General features: G+C 52.3%; 16 protein-coding genes and 4 pseudogenes. 9 read left to right on the top strand and 11 right to left on the bottom strand.

Annotation, left to right across the window (positions count from 1 at the left end; translation table 11 throughout):
* Positions 1 to 94: 94 nt before the first annotated feature.
* A pseudogene (locus tag BHE85_RS22360) lies at positions 95 to 1,002 on the top strand (transketolase-like TK C-terminal-containing protein); the annotation flags it as partial.
* 109 nt (positions 1,003 to 1,111) lie between these two features.
* On the opposite strand, the gene BHE85_RS22355 reads toward BHE85_RS22360, so the two are convergent.
* From BHE85_RS22355 to aegA, 3 genes are all read right to left on the bottom strand, one after another.
* Positions 1,112 to 2,155, bottom strand: a complete 1,044-nt coding sequence (locus BHE85_RS22355) for a DUF1176 domain-containing protein (protein WP_001270544.1) — start codon at positions 2,153 to 2,155, stop codon at positions 1,112 to 1,114.
* A 125-nt stretch (positions 2,156 to 2,280) separates the two neighbouring features.
* Positions 2,281 to 2,856, bottom strand: coding sequence for a GDP-mannose pyrophosphatase NudK (gene nudK, locus BHE85_RS22350; protein WP_000193711.1), 576 nt, complete (start codon positions 2,854 to 2,856; stop codon positions 2,281 to 2,283).
* A gap of 67 nt (positions 2,857 to 2,923) precedes the next feature.
* Positions 2,924 to 4,903, bottom strand: coding sequence for a formate-dependent uric acid utilization protein AegA (aegA, locus tag BHE85_RS22345; protein ID WP_039064213.1), 1,980 nt, complete (start codon positions 4,901 to 4,903; stop codon positions 2,924 to 2,926).
* Between the two features lie 205 nt (positions 4,904 to 5,108).
* Here aegA and narQ point away from each other — a divergent pair, with 205 nt between their 5' ends.
* Both narQ and acrD read left to right on the top strand, forming a co-directional pair.
* Positions 5,109 to 6,809, top strand: coding sequence for a nitrate/nitrite two-component system sensor histidine kinase NarQ (narQ, locus tag BHE85_RS22340; RefSeq protein WP_004985488.1), 1,701 nt, complete (start codon positions 5,109 to 5,111; stop codon positions 6,807 to 6,809).
* A gap of 162 nt (positions 6,810 to 6,971) precedes the next feature.
* A pseudogene (acrD, locus tag BHE85_RS22335) lies at positions 6,972 to 10,084 on the top strand (multidrug efflux RND transporter permease AcrD).
* A 98-nt stretch (positions 10,085 to 10,182) separates the two neighbouring features.
* Here acrD and ypfM read toward each other — a convergent pair.
* A complete protein-coding gene (gene ypfM, locus BHE85_RS22330) occupies positions 10,183 to 10,242 on the bottom strand; it encodes a protein YpfM (protein WP_001386977.1) in 60 nt (19 codons plus the stop codon).
* A gap of 380 nt (positions 10,243 to 10,622) precedes the next feature.
* Here ypfM and BHE85_RS22325 point away from each other — a divergent pair, with 380 nt between their 5' ends.
* Genes BHE85_RS22325 through BHE85_RS22315 form a run of 3 tightly spaced genes read left to right on the top strand, consistent with a single transcriptional unit; the run spans position 10,623 to position 12,338 of the window.
* On the top strand, positions 10,623 to 10,979 hold the full coding sequence (locus BHE85_RS22325) for an ArsC family reductase (RefSeq protein ID WP_000258252.1): 357 nt from the start codon (positions 10,623 to 10,625) through the stop codon (positions 10,977 to 10,979).
* A 3-nt stretch (positions 10,980 to 10,982) separates the two neighbouring features.
* Positions 10,983 to 12,110: a succinyl-diaminopimelate desuccinylase gene (gene dapE / locus BHE85_RS22320; protein WP_001277801.1), complete on the top strand. Its 1,128-nt coding sequence runs from the start codon at positions 10,983 to 10,985 to the stop codon at positions 12,108 to 12,110.
* A gap of 27 nt (positions 12,111 to 12,137) precedes the next feature.
* Positions 12,138 to 12,338 (top strand): YpfN family protein, encoded by a 201-nt coding sequence (locus BHE85_RS22315; protein ID WP_000383836.1) that lies wholly within the window; start codon positions 12,138 to 12,140, stop codon positions 12,336 to 12,338.
* A 109-nt stretch (positions 12,339 to 12,447) separates the two neighbouring features.
* Here the strand turns inward: BHE85_RS22315 and ypfH are convergent, their stop codons facing one another.
* The 6 genes from ypfH to dapA all read right to left on the bottom strand — a co-directional run bounded on the left by ypfH (position 12,448) and on the right by dapA (position 19,136).
* Positions 12,448 to 13,146 carry an esterase gene (gene ypfH / locus BHE85_RS22310; RefSeq protein ID WP_000679849.1) on the bottom strand — a complete coding sequence of 233 codons (699 nt, stop codon included), beginning with the start codon at positions 13,144 to 13,146 and terminating at the stop codon, positions 12,448 to 12,450.
* A gap of 73 nt (positions 13,147 to 13,219) precedes the next feature.
* Positions 13,220 to 15,235 carry a tRNA cytosine(34) acetyltransferase TmcA gene (gene tmcA / locus BHE85_RS22305; protein WP_000829383.1) on the bottom strand — a complete coding sequence of 672 codons (2,016 nt, stop codon included), beginning with the start codon at positions 15,233 to 15,235 and terminating at the stop codon, positions 13,220 to 13,222.
* A gap of 14 nt (positions 15,236 to 15,249) precedes the next feature.
* Complete coding sequence (ypfJ, locus tag BHE85_RS22300; protein ID WP_001267495.1) at positions 15,250 to 16,113, bottom strand: KPN_02809 family neutral zinc metallopeptidase; 864 nt, start codon at positions 16,111 to 16,113, stop codon at positions 15,250 to 15,252.
* A gap of 167 nt (positions 16,114 to 16,280) precedes the next feature.
* Entirely contained in the window at positions 16,281 to 16,994 is a 714-nt protein-coding gene (gene purC, locus BHE85_RS22295; RefSeq protein ID WP_004985419.1) for a phosphoribosylaminoimidazolesuccinocarboxamide synthase, read from the bottom strand.
* Between the two features lie 212 nt (positions 16,995 to 17,206).
* A complete protein-coding gene (gene bamC / locus BHE85_RS22290) occupies positions 17,207 to 18,241 on the bottom strand; it encodes an outer membrane protein assembly factor BamC (RefSeq protein WP_004985482.1) in 1,035 nt (344 codons plus the stop codon).
* A 16-nt stretch (positions 18,242 to 18,257) separates the two neighbouring features.
* Complete coding sequence (gene dapA / locus BHE85_RS22285) at positions 18,258 to 19,136, bottom strand: 4-hydroxy-tetrahydrodipicolinate synthase (protein WP_001295469.1); 879 nt, start codon at positions 19,134 to 19,136, stop codon at positions 18,258 to 18,260.
* Between the two features lie 145 nt (positions 19,137 to 19,281).
* On the opposite strand from dapA, the gene BHE85_RS22280 reads away from it, so the two are divergent.
* The 3 genes and pseudogenes from BHE85_RS22280 to hyfA all read left to right on the top strand — a co-directional run.
* On the top strand, positions 19,282 to 19,854 hold the full coding sequence (locus BHE85_RS22280; RefSeq protein ID WP_000176187.1) for a glycine cleavage system transcriptional repressor: 573 nt from the start codon (positions 19,282 to 19,284) through the stop codon (positions 19,852 to 19,854).
* Positions 19,854 to 20,324 (top strand): thioredoxin-dependent thiol peroxidase, encoded by a 471-nt coding sequence (gene bcp / locus BHE85_RS22275; protein ID WP_001068682.1) that lies wholly within the window; start codon positions 19,854 to 19,856, stop codon positions 20,322 to 20,324. Before BHE85_RS22280 ends, bcp begins: the two co-directional genes overlap by 1 nt.
* A gap of 252 nt (positions 20,325 to 20,576) precedes the next feature.
* Positions 20,577 to 20,801, top strand: a pseudogene (hyfA, locus tag BHE85_RS22270) (hydrogenase 4 subunit HyfA); the annotation flags it as partial.
* Between the two features lie 26 nt (positions 20,802 to 20,827).
* Here the strand turns inward: hyfA and BHE85_RS22265 are convergent.
* A pseudogene (locus tag BHE85_RS22265) lies at positions 20,828 to 20,959 on the bottom strand (IS3 family transposase); the annotation flags it as partial.
* Between the last annotated feature and the right edge of the window lie 101 nt (positions 20,960 to 21,060).

Below are 21,060 nucleotides of genomic sequence, written 5' to 3'. Positions count from 1 at the left end.
TAGCAACAGCTCACCCATGCGGCTCTGACAACGATGTTAACCCGCGTTAAATATCCCACGTTGGCCAGCATCTGTCTCACGGAAAGTCATACTGCCTTACGGGCCGATGCTGCCTGAGTTGCTCGGCGGTTCGGCGGATCTGGCTCCAGCAACCTGACCATCTGGAAAGGTTCTGTTTCGCTGAAGGAAGATCCGGCGGGCAACTACATTCACTACGGGGTGCGTGAATTTGGCATGACCGCTATAGCCAACGGCATCGCGCACCACGGCGGCTTTGTGCCGTATACCGCCACGTTCCTGATGTTTGTTGAATACGCCCGTAACGCCGCGCGGATGGCGGCACTGATGAAAGCGCGGCAGATTATGGTTTATACCCACGACTCAATTGGCCTGGGCGAAGATGGTCCGACGCACCAGGCTGTTGAGCAACTGGCCAGCCTGCGCTTAACGCCAAATTTCAGCACCTGGCGACCGTGCGATCAGGTGGAAGCGGCGGTGGGCTGGAAGCTGGCGGTTGAGCGCCACAACGGACCGACGGCACTGATCCTCTCAAGGCAGAATCTGGCCCAGGTGGAACGTACGCCGGATCAGGTAAAAGAGATTGCCCGTGGCGGTTATGTGCTGAAAGACAGCGGCGGTAAGCCAGATATTATTTTGATTGCCACCGGTTCAGAGATGGAAATCCCCCTGCAAGCGGCAGAGAAATTAGCGGGAGAAGGTCGCAATGTACGCGTAGTTTCCCTGCCCTCGACTGATATTTTCGACGCCCAGGATGAGGAATATCGGGAGTCGGTGTTGCCTTCTAACGTTGCGGCTCGCGTGGCGGTGGAAGCAGGTATTGCCGATTACTGGTACAAGTATGTTGGTTTGAAAGGGGCGATTGTTGGGATGACAGGTTATGGGGAATCTGCTCCGGCGGATAAGCTGTTCCCGTTCTTTGGCTTTACCGCCGAGAATATTGTGGCAAAAGCGCATAAGGTGCTGGGAGTGAAAGGTGCCTGATGGTGATCGCCGGATGCTGATTGCCGGACGCTGATTGCCGGATGCGACTCTGACGCGTCTTATCCGGCCTACAGCGTCTTATCCGGCCTACATGTCCCCGCCATTTTGTTTAACGGGTGATCCACAACGTGGGCCAGGCGTCTGGCCCATGCCAGTTATCGCAGGTGGGTTCTGCGGCGTAACGCACCAGGCGAAAACGCTGACCGTCAAAGCGCCAGCGCGCCTGAATGCCACAATCGCTTAATCCGCGCCCTTTCGCTAAGGTCACCAGTTCACGCGATTTCTCATCAAATGTTGCGTTCATCAGTTCCAGTTCATTCGTCTCCTGCCCGTTGTTGAACGGCAAACGCAACCGAACCGGGCGCGAGGCCAGCGGATTTTTACGCGACACAATCCATGCCAAATCAATGGTGTTATAGGCCCCTGCCTCACAGCTAATCATCATCAGCGCTTTATCATCAGTCAGCGCAGTGACATTCACCTCACGACGCAATGGATCAAGCGAGCAGCGCAGACCATTCATCCGCCAGTTTCCATAATCCAGCAAATCGTTGCGTTCTTCGAGTGAGAGTGGCGTCGGCGTTGGGTTAACCACCGCGACCTCTTTCAGCGCAGGCGCGGGCGGTACGCTGAGCGGCGGTTCGTCCCCTTTCTTGATCCACGCGGTTTCACTGCCAACGCGCTTTTGCTGAGCATCAATAAACAACAACGCCGCTTTTAAGCCACTCAGCGAAATGGTCTGATTGCCGTCGCGTAAGGTGATCGCCTTCCCTTCCTGAATCATCTGCAAAAACGCGGTGATGGTTGCCGTATCATCGGTTACTAATAACCATGGTGAAATCCGCCACTTGTCACCACTTAACGCCAACGGCTCGCCATCTAACAGCAGCCGTGGCGCTATCTCCCCTTCTGACGCCTCCGGCGACTTCAATCCGCCGCGCTCAATACGTAAAACGGCATCGGTATGCGCCCCGGCGCTGCGGCTCAGGGTCATCACCAGTCCATTATGATCGCCCGTATTACGCGCCACGCAGAAGTTTTGGTTATTACAGGTGACCTGCCAGTCGGAAAACGCCCGTTGCGCTGGTGCCGCCCACACCAAAGACGTCGGCAACAAAGCGAAAAAAAAGAGAAGGAAAATGCGATAGCGCATGGACGGTACGACCCCAGAAGTTCAAACAAACAGCACAAGTCGTATCTTCGTTGCGCAGGTAGCGCGGCTCAATCGGATTTGTCGGATTGAGCCAATAATAAACAACGAAATATTATTGTTATTTTTCAGTCCATTAAATGTGACGTTTGCAAATAGTTAAGCAATAACACCGTCTTACCGTCACGTATCTCGCCGGTTTTGATCATCTCCAGCGCCTGGCTGAACGGCAGCTCGAGCACTTCAATATCTTCATCTTCGACACCGCCACCGGCGTTAGCGCGCTGATTGTCACTGTATTCGGCGATAAAAAAGTGGATTAGCTCAGTCACACCGCCTGGCGACATATACAGTTCAAATAATTTGCGCACTTCGCCCACTTCATAGCCCGTCTCTTCAATCGCTTCTTTACGAATGCACACTTCCGGTTCGTCGTTATCCAGCAGCCCGGCGCAGGTTTCAATCAGCTGCCCGCTTTCATTGCCATTAACCCAGGTAGCGACACGGAACTGACGAATCAGAACCACGGTCTTTTTCTTCGCGTTGTACAGGAGGATCGTCGCACCATTACCGCGATCGTAAACTTCACGTTTATGGCGGATAACTTCGCCATCTTTGCGCGTGAGATCGTAGGTAATGTTGTGCAGGGTGAAATAGTTATCGGAGAGAATTTTGTCTTTAATGAGGGTGATTTGTTGCGTCATACCGACTCCACAGCGCGAAATGAACAATTATCTTACGCTGTGAAGTCGGGTTTGTCTGCGCAGGCTATCAGTGAGATTTGACTGATTTTACCCCCAGCCAGTCAATAATCCCCTGTGCCGCATGACGTCCTTCTGCCATTGCGGTAACCACCAGATCCGCACCACGCACGGCGTCGCCACCGGCGAAGATTTTCGGATTGGTGGTCTGGTAACGGTACTGGCTTTCCACATCCGCGATGATGCGGCCCCATTTGTCTACCGTTACACCGTGCGACTCCAGCCACGGCATCCCGTGCGGATTGAAGCCAAACGCCATAATCACCGCGTCGGCTGGCATGACAAATTCACTGCCTTCCACCGGTACTGGACGCCGACGCCCCTGGGCATCCGGCTCGCCAAGACGCGTGCGCAGGAAACGAATCCCGCAAACGTGACCTTGTTCATTCAGCTCAAGCGCCACCGGCTGGACGTTAAATTCGAAGTTGGCCCCCTCTTCGCGGGCGTTCTTCACCTCTTTCTTCGAGCCTGGCATGTTAGCTTCATCACGACGATAAGCGCAGGTGACGTTACTCGCGCCGTGGCGCAGCGCAGTACGCACACAGTCCATCGCGGTGTCGCCGCCGCCCAGTACCACGACGTTAAGTCCGGCGGTATTGATAAACGGCTCTTCCGGTAGCTCTTCGAGCCCCATCACCTGTTTAGTGTTGGCGATGAGGAACGGCAGCGCGTCATAAACGCCCGGCGCATCTTCATTGGGTAAACCCGCTTTCATGGAACGGTAAGTGCCTACGCCAACGAAGACCGCGTCGTATTGTTCCAAAAGCGAATCCAAAGAGACATCTTTACCCACTTCACAATTGAGTTCGAAGTGAATCCCCATCGCGCTGAAGATTTCCCGACGGCGTGCCAGCAGGGATTTATCCAGTTTGAAAGAAGGAATGCCGAAAGTGAGCAAGCCACCGATTTCTGGATGGCGATCGTACACCGTCACCGCCACGCCATTGCGGGTCAGAACATCCGCACAGGCCAGCCCTGCCGGACCTGCCCCGATAATCGCCACCCGCTTGTCCACTTTGGTGACATGACTTAAGTCAGGACGCCAACCTTTCGCCAACGCCTGATCTGAAATATAGCGTTCAATGTTGCCGATAGTTACCGCGCCGTGCTCATCGCGAATAGTACAGGCACCTTCACACAAACGGTCTTGCGGACAAACGCGTCCGGTAATTTCCGGCAGGGTGTTGGTCTGGTGAGAAAGCTCGACGGCGGCGTCGATGTTTCCGGCTTTCACCAGTTCAATCCACTGCGGAATATGGTTATGCAGCGGGCAGGTCCATTCACAAACGCTGTGCTCGCCGCACTTAAGGCAGCGCGAGGCTTCCCGTTGTGCCAGGTCGGCGCGAAATGGCAGATAAATTTCATCAAAACCGGTTTTGCGCGCTTCAATCGCCAGTTTATCCGGCTCGCCACGCGCGGGCGTTGCCTGCATTTGTTCGACTTTACTCATTACCGGCATTTCTTGTGCAGCGGTACTGGCATGCCACGGTTGATGCTCCTGACGTGCGGTGCGCAAGCGGCGGGATTTCGCCATGCCGGAGAGTGCGACGTCAGTGACCAGTTGCAGCGCGTCCGCCGGGCAATTCTCGACACAGGCAGGACCGTTTTCGCGCCCTGCACAAAGGTCGCATTTATGCGCCGTGGCTTTTACTTTTCCTGCCGCGACGGGTGTCAGGACGATTTGCATCGTACCAAACGGACAGGCCACCACGCAGGATTTACAGCCAATACACTTTTGCTGATTGACCTGAATGCTGTCATCAACGTGGCTGATTGCGCCATTAGGGCAGCTACGGGCGCAGGGCGCATCTTCACAATGGTGACAGGTCACTGCACTACGTTGCTGCTGATGTTTGATAACCGTAATTCGGGGATGAAAATGGTGTTGGCTCAGGACATGTTGCTCATCATTGTGAGCCATGACACAGGCGATTTCACAAGCATGACAACCCAGACATTGCTGACTGTTGGCCATAATAAAACGATTCATAACGACCTTCTTTTTTGGTTGTAAAAACCTTATTCTTTATATGAGTGTTGTTATTACCCGACTTACAGGGGAATCGGCAATGTTCATGTGCCCAGAATAAGTAACTATTTCGCTATAAACTGTGGCAGCTCAAATAATCCCATCACTGACTAAATTGCGTTTCAGCGAACTGGAACATTAATGATTTTTTGTGGAGAAGACGCGTGTGATTGTTAAACGACCCGTCTCGGCCAGTCTGGCCCGGGCCTTTTTTTACATTGTGCTGCTGTCGATTCTTTCCACGGGTATCGCTCTGCTAACTCTGGCGAGCAGTTTGCGCGACGCTGAGGCTATCAATATTGCCGGATCGCTGCGTATGCAGAGTTACCGCCTGGGCTACGACTTGCAAAGTGGCAGTCCACAACTCAATGCACATCGCCAGTTGTTTCAGCAGGCACTGCATTCACCGGTATTAACCAATCTCAACGTCTGGTATGTGCCAGAAGCAGTAAAAACTCGCTATGCGCATCTGAATGCCAACTGGCTGGAGATGAATAATCGGCTCAGCAAGGGCGATTTGCCGTGGTATCAGGCCAATATTAATAATTATGTTAATCAGATAGACCTGTTCGTGCTGGCTTTACAGCACTACGCTGAACGCAAAATGCTGCTGGTGGTGGCGATTTCCCTGGCTGGCGGTATCGGTATTTTCACGCTGGTCTTTTTTACTTTGCGCCGTATACGCCATCAGGTGGTTGCCCCGCTGAATCAGCTGGTTACCGCCAGTCAACGTATTGAACACGGGCAGTTCGACTCGCCGCCGCTGGATACCAGTCTGCCGAATGAGCTTGGTCTGCTTGCAAAAACCTTTAACCAGATGTCGAGCGAGCTGCATAAATTGTACCTTTCGCTGGAGGCGTCAGTAGAAGAAAAGACCCGCGATCTCCACGAGGCCAAGCGTCGTCTGGAGGTGTTGTATCAATGTTCGCAGGCGCTGAACACAAGCCAGATTGATGTGCATTGTTTCCGCCATATTTTGCAGATTGTTCGCGACAATGAAGCGGCTGAATATCTGGAGTTAAATGTCGGTGAAAACTGGCGGATTAGCGAAGGGCAACCAAACCCGGAATTGCCGATGCAGATTTTACCGGTGACAATGCAAGAGACGGTTTACGGCGAACTGCACTGGCAAAATAGTCACGTTTCATCATCAGAACCGCTGCTTAACAGCGTTTCGTCGATGCTGGGACGCGGTTTGTACTTTAATCAGGCGCAGAAGCATTTTCAGCATTTATTGTTGATGGAAGAACGTGCAACCATCGCCCGCGAATTGCACGACTCGCTGGCTCAGGTACTTTCTTACTTACGTATCCAGTTGACGTTACTGAAGCGTTCGATACCGGAAGATAACGCCACCGCACAAAGTATCATGGCCGATTTTTCCCAGGCGTTGAATGATGCTTATCGGCAGTTACGCGAGCTGTTGACTACTTTCCGCCTGACGCTGCAGCAGGCGGATCTCCCCTCCGCGTTGAGGGAAATGCTGGATACGTTACAAAATCAAACCAGCGCCAAACTGACCCTCGACTGCCGTCTGCCAACCCTTGCGCTGGATGCGCAAATGCAGGTGCATTTGTTGCAAATTATTCGCGAAGCGGTGCTGAATGCGATGAAGCACGCCAACGCCAGCGAAATCGCCGTCAGTTGCGTCACCGCGCCGGACGGCAATCACACGGTTTATATCCGTGATAACGGGATTGGTATCGGTGAACCGAAAGAACCCGAAGGTCATTATGGTCTGAATATCATGCGCGAACGCGCGGAACGGCTGGGTGGGACGCTGACTTTTTCACAACCTTCCGGCGGCGGCACGTTAGTGAGTATTAGCTTTCGCTCTGCAGAGGGTGAGGAAAGTCAGTTGATGTAATGCCTCCTACTGACCAAAGAATACTTGCACTTAAGGTTCAGTATAAAAGGGCATGATAATTTACATTAACTCCTTTTTTCTCCACGATTGGCTCGTACCTTGCCGCTACAGTGAAGCAAGTCAAGCCTACAACGATACGCAGAAACACGAGGTCCTCTTTTAATGGCGAATTTCTTTATTGATCGCCCCATTTTTGCCTGGGTGCTGGCAATCCTGTTGTGTCTGACAGGGACCCTAGCGATTTTTTCATTGCCCGTTGAACAATACCCCGATCTCGCGCCACCGAATGTGCGAGTGACCGCTAACTATCCCGGCGCATCGGCCCAGACGCTGGAAAACACCGTGCCCCAGGTTATCGAGCAAAATATGACCGGCCTCGATAATCTCATGTATATGTCATCTCAGAGCAGTGGCACCGGTCAGGCATCTGTCACTTTAAGTTTTAAAGCAGGCACCGATCCGGACGAAGCCGTGCAGCAAGTACAAAACCAGCTGCAATCAGCCATGCGAAAGTTACCGCAGGCGGTGCAAAATCAGGGCGTGACGGTGCGTAAAACCGGCGATACCAATATTCTGACCATTGCTTTCGTCTCTACCGATGGTTCGATGGATAAACAGGATATTGCCGATTATGTTGCCAGTAATATTCAGGACCCGTTAAGCCGCGTGAATGGCGTCGGGGATATCGATGCCTATGGTTCGCAATATTCCATGCGTATCTGGCTGGCCCCGGCGAAACTCAACAGTTTCCAGATGACGGCTAAAGATGTCACTGATGCCATTGAGTCACAGAACGCGCAGATTGCGGTTGGGCAACTTGGTGGTACACCTTCCGTCGATAAGCAGGCGCTCAACGCCACCATTAACGCCCAGTCACTGCTGCAAACACCAGAACAGTTCCGCGATATCACCTTGCGGGTGAATCAAGACGGCTCAGAGGTAAGGCTGGGCGATGTCGCCACCGTCGAAATGGGGGCGGAGAAATACGATTATCTTAGCCGCTTCAATGGTAAGCCAGCCTCCGGGCTGGGGGTAAAACTGGCCTCCGGCGCAAACGAAATGGCGACAGGGAGCTGGTGCTCAATCGTCTCGACGAGCTGGCGCAGTACTTCCCGCACGGACTGGAATACAAGGTGGCGTATGAAACAACCTCGTTTGTTAAAGCCTCCATTGAAGACGTGGTGAAAACGCTGCTGGAAGCTATCGCCCTGGTTTTCCTCGTTATGTATCTGTTCCTGCAAAACTTCCGCGCCACGCTGATACCCACTATCGCCGTGCCGGTGGTGTTGATGGGAACCTTCTCCGTACTTTACGCCTTCGGTTACAGCGTCAACACCTTAACCATGTTCGCGATGGTACTGGCGATCGGTCTGCTGGTGGATGACGCAATCGTGGTGGTGGAAAACGTCGAACGTATTATGAGTGAGGAAGGACTCACTCCTCGCGAAGCCACACGTAAATCGATGGGGCAGATCCAGGGGGCACTGGTCGGGATTGCGATGGTGCTTTCGGCGGTATTTGTACCAATGGCCTTCTTCGGCGGCACCACCGGTGCCATCTATCGCCAGTTCTCTATTACCATTGTTGCGGCGATGGTGCTGTCAGTACTGGTAGCGATGATCCTCACTCCGGCTCTGTGTGCCACACTACTTAAGCCACTGAAAAAAGGTGAGCATCACGGGCAAAAAGGCTTTTTTGCCTGGTTTAACCAGATGTTTAACCGCAACGCCGAACGCTACGAAAAAGGGGTGGCGAAAATTCTCCACCGCAGCCTGCGCTGGATTGTGATTTATGTCCTGCTGCTTGGCGGCATGGTGTTCCTGTTCCTGCGTTTGCCGACGTCGTTCTTACCGCTGGAAGACCGTGGCATGTTTACTACCTCGGTACAATTGCCCAGCGGTTCAACCCAACAACAGACCCTGAAAGTCGTTGAGCAAATCGAGAAATATTACTTCACCCATGAAAAAGACAACATCATGTCGGTGTTTGCCACCGTTGGTTCTGGCCCTGGGGGTAACGGGCAAAACGTGGCGCGAATGTTTATCCGCCTGAAAGACTGGAGCGAACGCGACAGTAAGACCGGCACCTCGTTTGCCATTATCGAGCGTGCAACAAAGGCGTTTAACAAGATTAAAGAAGCTCGCGTTATCGCCAGCAGCCCGCCAGCAATTAGCGGTCTTGGTAGTTCTGCGGGTTTTGATATGGAGTTGCAGGACCACGCTGGAGCAGGTCACGATGCGCTGATGGCAGCACGTAACCAGTTGCTGGCGCTGGCGGCGGAAAACCCGGAGCTAACCCGTGTGCGCCATAACGGCCTCGATGACAGTCCGCAGTTGCAGATTGATATCGACCAGCGTAAAGCTCAGGCGCTGGGCGTTGCTATCGACGATATTAACGACACACTGCAAACCGCCTGGGGTTCGAGCTATGTGAATGACTTTATGGATCGCGGTCGTGTGAAGAAAGTCTATGTGCAGGCAGCTGCGCCGTATCGCATGCTGCCAGATGACATTAATCTCTGGTATGTCCGAAATAAAGATGGCGGCATGGTGCCCTTCTCTGCTTTCGCGACCTCACGCTGGGAGACTGGCTCGCCGCGTCTGGAACGCTATAACGGTTATTCTGCGGTTGAGATTGTTGGGGAAGCCGCACCGGGGGTCAGTACCGGTACGGCGATGGATATAATGGAATCGTTAGTGAAGCAGTTGCCAAACGGCTTTGGTCTGGAGTGGACGGCGATGTCGTATCAGGAGCGGCTTTCCGGCGCGCAGGCTCCGGCGCTGTACGCCATTTCCTTGCTGGTGGTATTCCTGTGTCTGGCGGCGTTGTATGAAAGCTGGTCGGTGCCGTTCTCGGTAATGCTGGTCGTGCCGCTGGGGGTTATCGGCGCGCTGCTGGCAACCTGGATGCGCGGGCTGGAAAACGACGTTTACTTCCAGGTGGGCCTGTTAACGGTCATTGGTTTATCGGCGAAAAACGCCATCCTGATCGTCGAGTTTGCTAACGAGATGAACCAAAAAGGCCACGACCTGTTTGAAGCGACGCTCCACGCCTGCCGTCAGCGTTTACGCCCGATTCTGATGACCTCGCTGGCATTTATCTTCGGCGTATTGCCAATGGCAACCAGCACGGGTGCCGGTTCCGGTGGTCAGCATGCGGTGGGTACTGGCGTAATGGGCGGGATGATTTCGGCCACTATTCTGGCTATTTACTTCGTGCCGCTGTTCTTTGTACTGGTGCGCCGCCGCTTCCCGCTGAAGCCGCGCCCGGAATAAGCAATAAAAAAGGCGACATGCTAATGTGTCGCCTTTTTCAACTTTCCGATTAAGAACCTGCTCAGCGGGTTCTTGCTGTTTGTACTTTGTCTCAGGAATTACTTACGAAGCATAACTTCGATAAAGTCTTTCCAGTTCCCCAGTTCACGTTCAATCATAACAACCTCTCTTATAATTATGGGTATTCTACGGAAACAATATACCGTGGTGAAGCTAATTTACTCGATTGCTGCGATGACTACCTCCGGGGGACAAACCTTATGTAAATACTATGGTCCTGCGGTGATAATTTGTATGTGATACACAGCAACATTTCGAGATATTCATACGGCATCTAATACTGATTTAATTCTGGTTAAAATACAGACAGATAACAAGATGAATATTCTTAATGTTTACGTTAAAAATGTTTAATATTATTTAATAGTTGTTAATTTGAATACTTCGATAATGTTATATTTCCTGATAATCATTTGCAGGCAAAATGTTTTCACCCTTAAATGAGTATTTATTCTCATAGATCGAAAAAGGATTCATTATGGTTACACTTTACGGCATCAAAAATTGTGACACCATTAAAAAGGCTCGCCGTTGGCTGGAAGCCAATAACATCGACTATCGTTTTCATGATTACCGCGTCGATGGGCTGGACAGCGAATTATTGAACGGTTTTATCAACGAATTAGGCTGGGAAGCGTTACTGAACACCCGTGGTACAACCTGGCGTAAACTGGACGAAACCACCCGCAATAAAATCACCGATGCGGCCTCTGCGGCGGCATTAATGACTGAAATGCCTTCAATTATCAAACGTCCATTGCTCTGCGCGCCTGGTAAGCCTATGCTGCTGGGTTTCAGTGATTCCAGTTATCAGCAATTTTTCCATGAGGTGTAGTCTATGTCGTGCCCGGTTATTGAGCTGACACAACAGCTTATTCGCCGCCCTTCCCTGAGTCCTGATGACGCAGGATGCCAGGCTTTGTTGATTGAACGTTTGCAGGCGATCGGTTTTACCGTTGAACGCATGGACTTTGCCGATACGCAGAATTTTTGGGCATGGCGTGGGCAAGGTGAAACGTTAGCCTTTGCCGGGCATACCGACGTGGTGCCGCCTGGCGACGCCGATCGTTGGATCAATCCGCCGTTTGAACCCACCATTCGTGATGGCATGTTATTCGGGCGCGGTGCGGCAGATATGAAAGGCTCGCTGGCGGCGATGGTGGTAGCGGCAGAACGCTTTGTCGCACAACATCCCAACCATACGGGGCGACTGGCATTTCTGATCACCTCTGATGAAGAAGCCAGTGCCCACAACGGTACGGTAAAAGTCGTCGAAGCGTTGATGGCACGTAATGAGCGTCTCGATTACTGCCTGGTCGGCGAACCGTCGAGTATCGAAGTGGTTGGTGATGTGGTGAAAAATGGTCGTCGCGGATCGTTAACCTGCAACCTTACCATTCATGGCGTTCAGGGGCATGTGGCCTACCCGCATCTGGCTGACAATCCAGTACATCGCGCAGCACCTTTCCTTAATGAATTAGTGGCTATTGAGTGGGATCAGGGCAATGAATTTTTCCCGGCGACCAGTATGCAGATTGCTAATATTCAGGCGGGAACGGGCAGTAACAATGTTATTCCGGGTGAACTGTTTGTGCAGTTTAACTTCCGCTTCAGCACCGAACTGACTGATGAGATGATCAAAGCGCAGGTGCTTGCCCTGCTTGAAAAACATCAACTGCGCTATACGGTGGATTGGTGGCTTTCCGGGCAGCCATTTTTGACCGCGCGCGGTAAACTGGTGGATGCGGTCGTTAACGCGGTTGAGCACTATAATGAAATTAAACCGCAGCTACTGACCACAGGCGGAACGTCCGACGGGCGCTTTATTGCTCGCATGGGGGCGCAGGTGGTGGAACTCGGGCCGGTCAATGCCACTATTCATAAAATTAATGAATGTGTGAACGCTGCCGACCTGCAGCTACTTGCCCGTATGTATCAACGTATCATGGAACAGCTCGTCGCCTGATGAGTGGTTCTGCAAGAGGAAATAAGCATGGACTGGCTGGCTAAATATTGGTGGATTCTGGTGATTGTCTTTTTGGTAGGCGTCCTGCTGAACGTGATTAAAGATCTCAAGCGCGTCGACCACAAGAAATTTCTCGCCAACAAGCCGGAGCTTCCCCCGCATCGTGATTTCAACGATAAGTGGGACGATGACGACGACTGGCCGAAAAAGGATCAACCGAAGAAGTAAGCTGAGTGCTCAACCGTAGGCCGGATAAGGCGTTAACGCCGCATCCGGCAATGGTGAACGATGCCTGATGCGACGCTCACGCGTCTTATCAGGCCAGGTAATCTGTCTTTTACATCATTTCAATCACATCATCATCGCCAGGCTTACCGCCACTTAGCGCTTCGTCGAAATAATGTTTCGGAATGGTATAACGCAAGTGATCCAGGGCAAATTGCATACTGCGATTGTCGATCGCATGGCCTAAATCCTCCACGATATCCAGCGTCACGTCACCACCGGCACTGATTAACGCTTCCTGCGCCGCAACCGCATGCGCCAGATCGATAACCGGATCTTCACCGCCATGAATCAGGTGAATTGTCGTTGCTGTAGACGCGGTTTCCGGCAGGCTCGCATAGCGTCCGTTAAAAGCAATTACGCGTGAAGCAAGGCCCGGTTCGGCTTTAATACTCTCCAGCGCCATAATCGCGCCTTGAGAGAAACCGATTAACGCCGTGGCGTTAGCCCCTACTCCACTCTGTTTCTGCCAGTAGCGTACCGTTTCAATAAACGTCGGCATGATGGCATCCACACGCGCCTGGCGATTATCTTCCGTAATACCCTGCACCGAAAACCACTGACGCCCCGCCGGATTACCGCTCGGCTCCGCGCCACCGACACTCACCACCAGCGCATCAGGAAACAGCGGTGCAAACCAACTGCCTATTTCCCCCATTGCCACCGAGTTATCCCCGACACCGAGGAAAAGCAGTAACAACTGTTGCACAGGTTTATCCGGGCTTTGAACAACAAAATGGTCATGTTTCATGGCGAACTCCTTAACTGATGTCATTAATTTTACGCCGCTGGCTCACAATGACCATGGGAGAAAATTGAAGGAGTCAGTGAAAAAATTGCCATTGCGTTATGCGATCGCGCAGACGCTCAGTGCGAACATCATTAAGTGCGAACAGCGCATGCGCGGCCTCTTCCCGCTGACGGACCAGTAACATCTTGCGGCCTGCAAGTTTAAGTGTGGTACATAACTGCGCATCACTGGCATTTTTCTGTAAACGCCCACGCAGCGCCGGTAATGCCAGTTCACTGGTTTGTAGCAGACGCAATAAGCAACCTAACGACGTTAATAGCGGACGATGAGCAAAAGCAAAACCGGCCAGTTCAAGCCAGTCGTCGTCAGAAAGCACGATATCGTTTAGTGGATCAACAGGAAGTGTTTCGCCATTCCACTGCGCGAGAGCTTGCGCATCGCGACGTAAACAGTAATGCTCACGTTCAGCCAGCTGTTTACCCGCATCACTCATCGGTAACAGCGCCATCGCCGTATAGCAACCACTGCTGGCTTCACGATGATTACCCATTCGTACCAGCACAAAACCGCAGCGTTGCCAGAAACGCCATAACTCCCCGGTGTAACCAAAACTCACCGAAAGATAGTCGAGGTCTTGCGTATATTGCAAAGCGCTGGCAATGAGCTGTTGCCCAACGCCTTCGCGCTGACGAGCCGGATGAACTGCTATCCGGCTGACCCGCCGTCCACGCAATGTCGCTGCCAGTGGATTGCTACCGTGCGCCGCCAGCGACTGGGCCACCAGATTACCCCGCGGGCGACGAAAACCTGCCCATACCGCCTGACTGAGTTGTTGAGATAATCCCCCCTCATCCACCAGCCACAGCGCTCCGGCAATCTCGTTTTCGCCAGCCGCCTGTAAAAAATATTGCCCTGGTGCATCCATCATCCGGCGTAAATCCAGCGGCGAAGTCCGGTAGTGCGCACCAGACAATAACTGATAAACCTTTAACGGCGTTTCTGGCTCGCTTCGCCATAACGTTTGTTCAAATGCGGAAATGACGATATTGCCTTGTGGTGTATGGGTGAAGTTTTCATCGTCAAAAACCAGTGCCTCACTAACCATTTTTTCCAGCGGGCATCCCTGTGCCCAGCGGATCGGCTGTTGCAGTTCAAAACGGTGTAAATGCGGAAAGCGAGCGCAAAATTTCAGCAAAAAACCACGTCCGGTGCCTTCGTAGCCCTGCACCGTAGTGGTTAACAACGTTCGAGGAAAACGCGATACCAGTTGATGCAACAACGGCGCAGGTATGGCTGCGGCTTCATCGACCACCAGCCAGTCGGCTTGCTCATCGCTGGCTAACAAGGCATCCGGCGCAATAAAGCGAAACTTCTCGCCCGCAAATTGTGCCAGTACATCCGTTGCCGCTTTTGCGGGCGCGGTGACAATCGCACTGCCCGCAATACGAGAAATGAGTTGCCCTGCCAGCGCCGACTTACCGCGCCCACGCGCAGCCGTTACCGCTGCCACGCCCGGCGGCATGGTCAGTAGCTGCTGTAAGAGTTGCTGTTGTTCTGGTTGTGGTGCGCCGGTCGCGGGGTGCCAGTCAGTACGGGGAGTAAAATGCGCCAACGAGAACGGCTGGTTTTGCCGCCAGAGAATAGCGTCGTTATCCGCCGTAAGTACGCGTTTGAGATGCTGGACAAAATGCGGCGTCGCAATAGGGTCAGGGCAATCACTCCAGCGCAGCGAGTCGGCATCAGGTTGGTTTTCCCACTCTTCCCATACAGGGAGTAACAAAACCAGCCAGCTTCCCGCTTTCAACGTTCCGCTAAGTGCCGCAAAGGCAGCGGCATCAAAGCCGTGGCGGGCGTCGAATACCGCATGCCGGAACTCGCGCCCAAGTAAAGTTTGTAGCGCCGAGGGAGAACAGTGGTTTTCAGCATCTGGCTGCGGCGAAATCCACAGCCAGTCGCCAAGTAAGGCATCACGCAACTTAAGCGCATGATCAAAACACCAACCCTCTTCCCCGCTCAACACCAGCAAGCGGCGGATCCCTTCACGTTTCATTTGCGCTGTTAATGTGTAAAGCGCAGTCAGTTCAGCCATCCCTGCCCCGGAAATTAAATGCTTTTACCAAAAGTATTGCATTGTGCCGGATCGCCGCTGTCGAAACCACGTTTAAACCAGCTGTAGCGTTGCTGAGAAGTGCCATGTGTGAAACTGTCTGGTACTACTCGCCCCTGACTTTGCTGTTGTAAACGGTCATCGCCGATGGCCTGCGCCGCATTCAGCGCCTCTTCCAGATCGCCGGTTTCCAGAACGCCTTGCTGCTGCATGTTATGCCCCCAGACACCGGCAAAACAGTCGGCCTGGAGTTCCATACGCACAGATAAGCGGTTCACTTCCGCCTGCGTCGCGTTTTGTTGCAGTTGACGAACTTTCGGCTCGATGCCTAACAGTTTCTGCACATGATGACCGACTTCATGGGCGATAACGTACCCCTGGGCAAAATCGCCATCCGCGCCAAGTTTGTCTTTCATGTCATCATAGAAGGAGAGATCGATATAAACTGTGCCATCCGCCGGGCAATAGAACGGCCCCATAATGGACTGGCCCGCCCCGCAGCCGGTGCGCGTCATTCCACGGTACATGACCAGCTTCGGTTGCTGATAGGTCTTACCCATCTTCTCGAACTGTTGTCCCCAGGTGTCTTCCGTGGTTGCCAGAATCACCGAGGTGAATTTTGCAGCTTCGTCTTCATTAGGGCTAATGGACCGCGTTGATTGTTGTTGGGAAACCGGCTGTCCAGTCATTAACCCGGTTAAATCAACACCATAGTAGCCTGCAACCAGCACGACTATCAGTAAAATCAGCCCGCCTTTACCGCTTGGCAGGCGAAAACCGGGACCGCCCATAGACGGACCACCGGAGCTGTTGCGCCTGTCTTCAACATTGTCACTTTCACGTCGCCCTTGCCAACGCATAGATACCTCAACAATATATTCATTATAGAAATGATCGTAGGTGGTTCAGAGGAAGATTACCACAGGAAAGCGGGATGAAATGGCGGAGGAATGAGCGTTCAATGCATATATTCCGAGAGCGGTTGTCTTGCCGTGCCAGCTGCACGGCAAGATGATGAACAGAAAAATCAGTCCAGCTGTACACCCAGGCGGCGGGCGACGGCTTCATAGGCTTCGATCAGGCCACCGAGGCTCTGGCGGAAACGGTCTTTGTCCATTTTCTCCAGTGTTTCTTTGTCCCACAGGCGGCTGCCGTCCGGGGAGAACTCATCGCCCAGTACCACTTCACCTTTGTACAGACCAAACTCCAGCTTGAAGTCGACCAGAATCAGACCAGCATCATCGAACCGTTTTTTCAGCACGTCGTTCGCTTTGTAGGTCAGCTCTTTCATACGCGCCAGGTTCTCTTTGCTCACCCAGCCAAAGGTTTCGCAGTAAGATTCGTTGACCATCGGATCGTGCATGGCATCGTTTTTCAGGAACAGATCGAACAGCGGCGGGTTCAGCTCAATACCTTCTTCGATTCCAAGACGTTTCACCAGAGAGCCAGCAGCACGGTTACGCACGACACACTCAACCGGCACCATATCCAGCTTTTTCACCAGACATTCGGTATCGGAGAGCAGACGCTCCATTTGAGTCGGGATACCCGCTTCAGCCAGTTTGCTCATAATGAAGTAGTTGAACTTGTTGTTCACCATACCTTTGCGATCAAACTGCTCAATGCGCGCGCCATCCCCTGCTGACGTATCATTGCGGAATTCGAGCACCAACAGGTCCGGGTTTTCCGTGCTGTATACGGTTTTCGCTTTACCACGATACAACTCAGCTTGCTTTTGCATCTTTATCACTCCTGGGTGTGAATTAACGTTTTAAAATCTTTTGCTGTCTGGTGTGCCGGATGTTTTGTCGGATGCGGCAAGAACGCCTTATCCGACCTACGTCCGACAAACAAATTTCGTGCGAATTACCGCTAAAATTGCATTTTTCTGCCGACGCACACGTTTGCGTATCATATCAGAAAAAAGGGCCGGATGACTCCAGCCCTGTATTTTTACTTGCTAAACGCAGCCTGGAAGACAGCTACCAGCGCGTCGTTCTGACTCTGAGTCAGAGTATGACCTTTCGGATCGATGAACTGTAGGCTGCTGCGGTTATCTAAATCGCCAACCTGCAGTTTATAGTCACCGGATGCCAGGCCTGGATCGCTCGCGCCCAGTTCCTGCCAGTCGCTGTCAGACAGCGGCTTATAAGTTACGGCCATGTTACCCTGCGAACGGGTGCTGTCGGTCACTTTCATGCCCACTTTTTCCAGCGCCGCTGGCAGACGTTGCCAAACCACATTGAACGGCCCGCGTACGACCAGCATCGGTAAACCGGTGTCATCAGCTGCACTTTGTACGTCCATAGTGGTGGAGGCACGATTTTGCGCAGCGTTCGCGGCGTCAGAGGCAGATTTATCCAGACCGGCGGAAATAACGTTCATCATCTCCGTGCTGTAACGCTGCATGGAAGCCGCGTCTGCAACCGGTTTGCCCGCCTGTTCCAGGTTCAGCAGTTTAACCGTAACCGCCTGCTGATAACCCTGCGGCTTAACAGAGATTTGATAACGACCACGATACTGCTCGTCTTCGTCCAGACGGTTCCATTGTACCCAATCGATGGTCAGTGTCTGACCAGCATCATCACGTTGGGTGATGGTGTAGTTTTTCGCCTGCAGCACGCTAACCACCTGCGGCCACAGAGTATTGCCACGACCATTTTCCACCAGCAATGAAGCGGTATCGCCCGTGAACTGGGTACGCACGCCAGAAACCAGTGCCAGCGGCTGGGCTGGTGGACGAATGTCCAGCGCCTTACCGACAGCACCACTACCGTTGGTCACCGGGATTGCATAATCACCGGAGGTCACCGGCAAAATCATTCCAGCCGGGGCATGAAGCTCCGCAAGCGGTGCCGCTTCCAGGTAGGCTTCATCACCACTGACCTGACGCTTATAGCGTGAGTCAGAACTACAGGCAGCGAGTAATAAAATAAGCGAAACACCCGCAACCTTTGCCAGGCGCGACTTTTGAACAGAGTAAGCCATCAAATCTCCCTAAACTTTACAGCAAACCGGCATGCTTAAGCGCCGCTCTGACCGTCTCACGACCACTGTCGGTGATTGGTGTCATTGGCAGGCGCAGCGTATCGGTCGCCACAAGACCCAGTTCCTTACATGCCCATTTCACCGGGATTGGATTGGGTTCGACAAATAGTTTGTTGTGTAATGGCATCAGACGCTGATTAATAACGCGTGCCTCGGCAAAATGCCCTTCTGCTGCCAGTTTGCACATCTGGGCCATATCACGCGCTGCGACGTTAGCCGTAACGGAAATAACCCCATGACCGCCTAATTGCATGAAGTCCAGCGCGCTCGCATCATCGCCGCTCAGCAGAACAAAATCATCTGAAACCAGCTCTTTGATCTGGTTTACACGCGTTAAGTTCCCTGTTGCCTCTTTGATTCCGATAATATTTTTTACTTTCGCCAGACGGCCCACCGTTTCCGGGAGCAGATCGCAGCCAGTACGGGACGGCACATTATACAGAATTTGCGGCAGGTCAGTATGTTCAGCGATGGCTTTGAAATGCTGATACAAACCTTCTTGCGACGGACGATTGTAGTAAGGGGTTACCGTCAGGCAGCCGACGATACCGCTGTCATTGAAGCGCTGCGTCAGGCTAATGGCTTCCGCAGTAGCGTTAGCACCGGTCCCGGCAATCACCGGAATGCGCCCGTCAGCCAGCTCCAGCGTCATCATCACCACATCAGCATGTTCGTCATGATTTAAGGTAGCGGACTCGCCAGTGGTGCCAACAGAAACGATCGCCGAAGTACCGCTGGCGACATGATAATCAATCAGTTTTTTCAAGCTAGCCCGACAGACATTACCTTTTTCATCCATCGGAGTAACAATCGCGACAATACTTCCCGTGAACATGGGCCATCCTCTGTGCAAACAAGTGTCTCAATGGTACGTTTGGTATGGCATTAAAAGCAAGCAGACAGAACCGTTCTGATTGTTGTATGCATGTTTTTTTTATGCTTTCCTTAAGAACAACTCACCCCTTAAAGGAATAACCAGTTTGACACTGTCATCGCAACATTATCTGGTGATCACTGCGTTGGGTGCCGATCGCCCTGGAATTGTGAACACCATCACCCGTCATGTCAGTAGTTGCGGCTGTAATATTGAAGACAGTCGCCTGGCGATGCTGGGAGAAGAGTTCACGTTTATCATGCTGCTTTCCGGTTCATGGAATGCCATTACTCTGATTGAATCAACGTTACCGTTGAAAGGTGCCGAACTGGATCTTTTAATCGTGATGAAGCGCACGACGGCGCGTCCGCGTCCGCCAATGCCAGCATCTGTCTGGGTTCAGGTCGATGTTGCAGACTCCCCGCATTTAATTGAACGCTTCACAGCACTTTTCGACGCGCATCATATGAACATTGCGGAGCTGGTGTCGCGCACGCAACCTGCTGAAAATGAACGGGCTGCGCAGTTGCATATTCAGATCACCGCCCACAGCCCCGCATCTGCGGACGCAGCAAATATTGAGCAAGCGTTCAAAGCCCTATGTACAGAACTCAATGCACAAGGCAGTATTAACGTCGTCAATTATTCCCAACATGATGAACAGGATGGAGTTAAGTAATGAATCCACTGAAAGCCGGTGATATCGCACCGAAATTTAGCTTGCCGGATCAAGACGGAGAACAAGTTAATTTGACCGACTTCCAGGGACAGCGTGTTCTGGTTTATTTCTACCCGAAAGCCATGACCCCCGGCTGTACCGTACAGGCCTGCGGCTTACGCGATAACATGGATGAGTTGAAAAAAGCGGGCGTTGATGTGCTGGGTATCAGCACCGATAAACCCGAAAAACTCTCCCGTTTTGCGGAAAAAGAGCTGCTTAACTTTACGCTCCTGTCTGATGAGGACCACCAGGTGTGCGAACAATTCGGCGTCTGGGGTGAAAAGTCCTTCATGGGCAAAACCTACGATGGTATTCATCGCATCAGCTTCCTGATTGACGCTGATGGCAAAATCGAACATGTCTTTGACGATTTTAAAACCAGCAATCACCACGACGTTGTGCTGAACTGGCTGAAAGAACACGCCTGATTACTTTGCTCCATTCCGTGCTGGCTGCGCTTGCGGTCAGCACACCTCACTTCTCGTGATCAAGATCACATTCTCGCTTTCCCCTGCGACACGGGTGTCGAATCCATTTTTTGCTGAACGTTAATGACCATCATTTTTGTACCGTTCAGAACCCTGTTAATACATAATTTATTGAATATATTAAATTAATCAGACTGGCATCCTTTATGCAATATGAAATGCAATGTTTCATATCATTTTCAAGGAGCCGACATGAACCGCTTTGTGGTGGCCGAACCACTGTGGTGTACAGGATGTAATACCTGTCTCGCTGCCTGTTCGGACGTGCATAAAACGCAAGGTTTACAGCAACACCCGCGCCTGGCCCTGGCGAAGACGTCAACAATCACTGCCCCTGTCGTGTGTCATCACTGTGAGGAAGCCCCTTGCCTGCAGGTCTGCCCGGTCAATGCCATCTCCCAGAGGGATGATGCGATCCTGAGGTGTACTGGCAATAGCGGACACTACCATTTATTCTTTTTTTGAGCAGCCATCTGATGATATTTTTCCCTGAAGGCTGCCGGGGAGATATTCCCCAGACGAGAGTGACGACGCTGACGATTGTAGAAAATCTCAATGTATTCCCGTATTACTGAGAGTAAGCGTAAACTGACCGCCGTATGTAGCCATTAAGCCTGTATTGGTAACGTAGGTGCCCACCTTTTCAACTAGTGGACACCTGTTATGGAACAGAAAG

Origin of the sequence: Shigella sp. FC1567, from assembly GCF_001743015.1 — a bacterium.
GTDB lineage: Bacteria > Pseudomonadota > Gammaproteobacteria > Enterobacterales > Enterobacteriaceae > Escherichia > Escherichia coli.
Note: the sequence above shows the minus strand (reverse complement) of the source record. Positions and strands in the feature narration are given on the sequence as shown.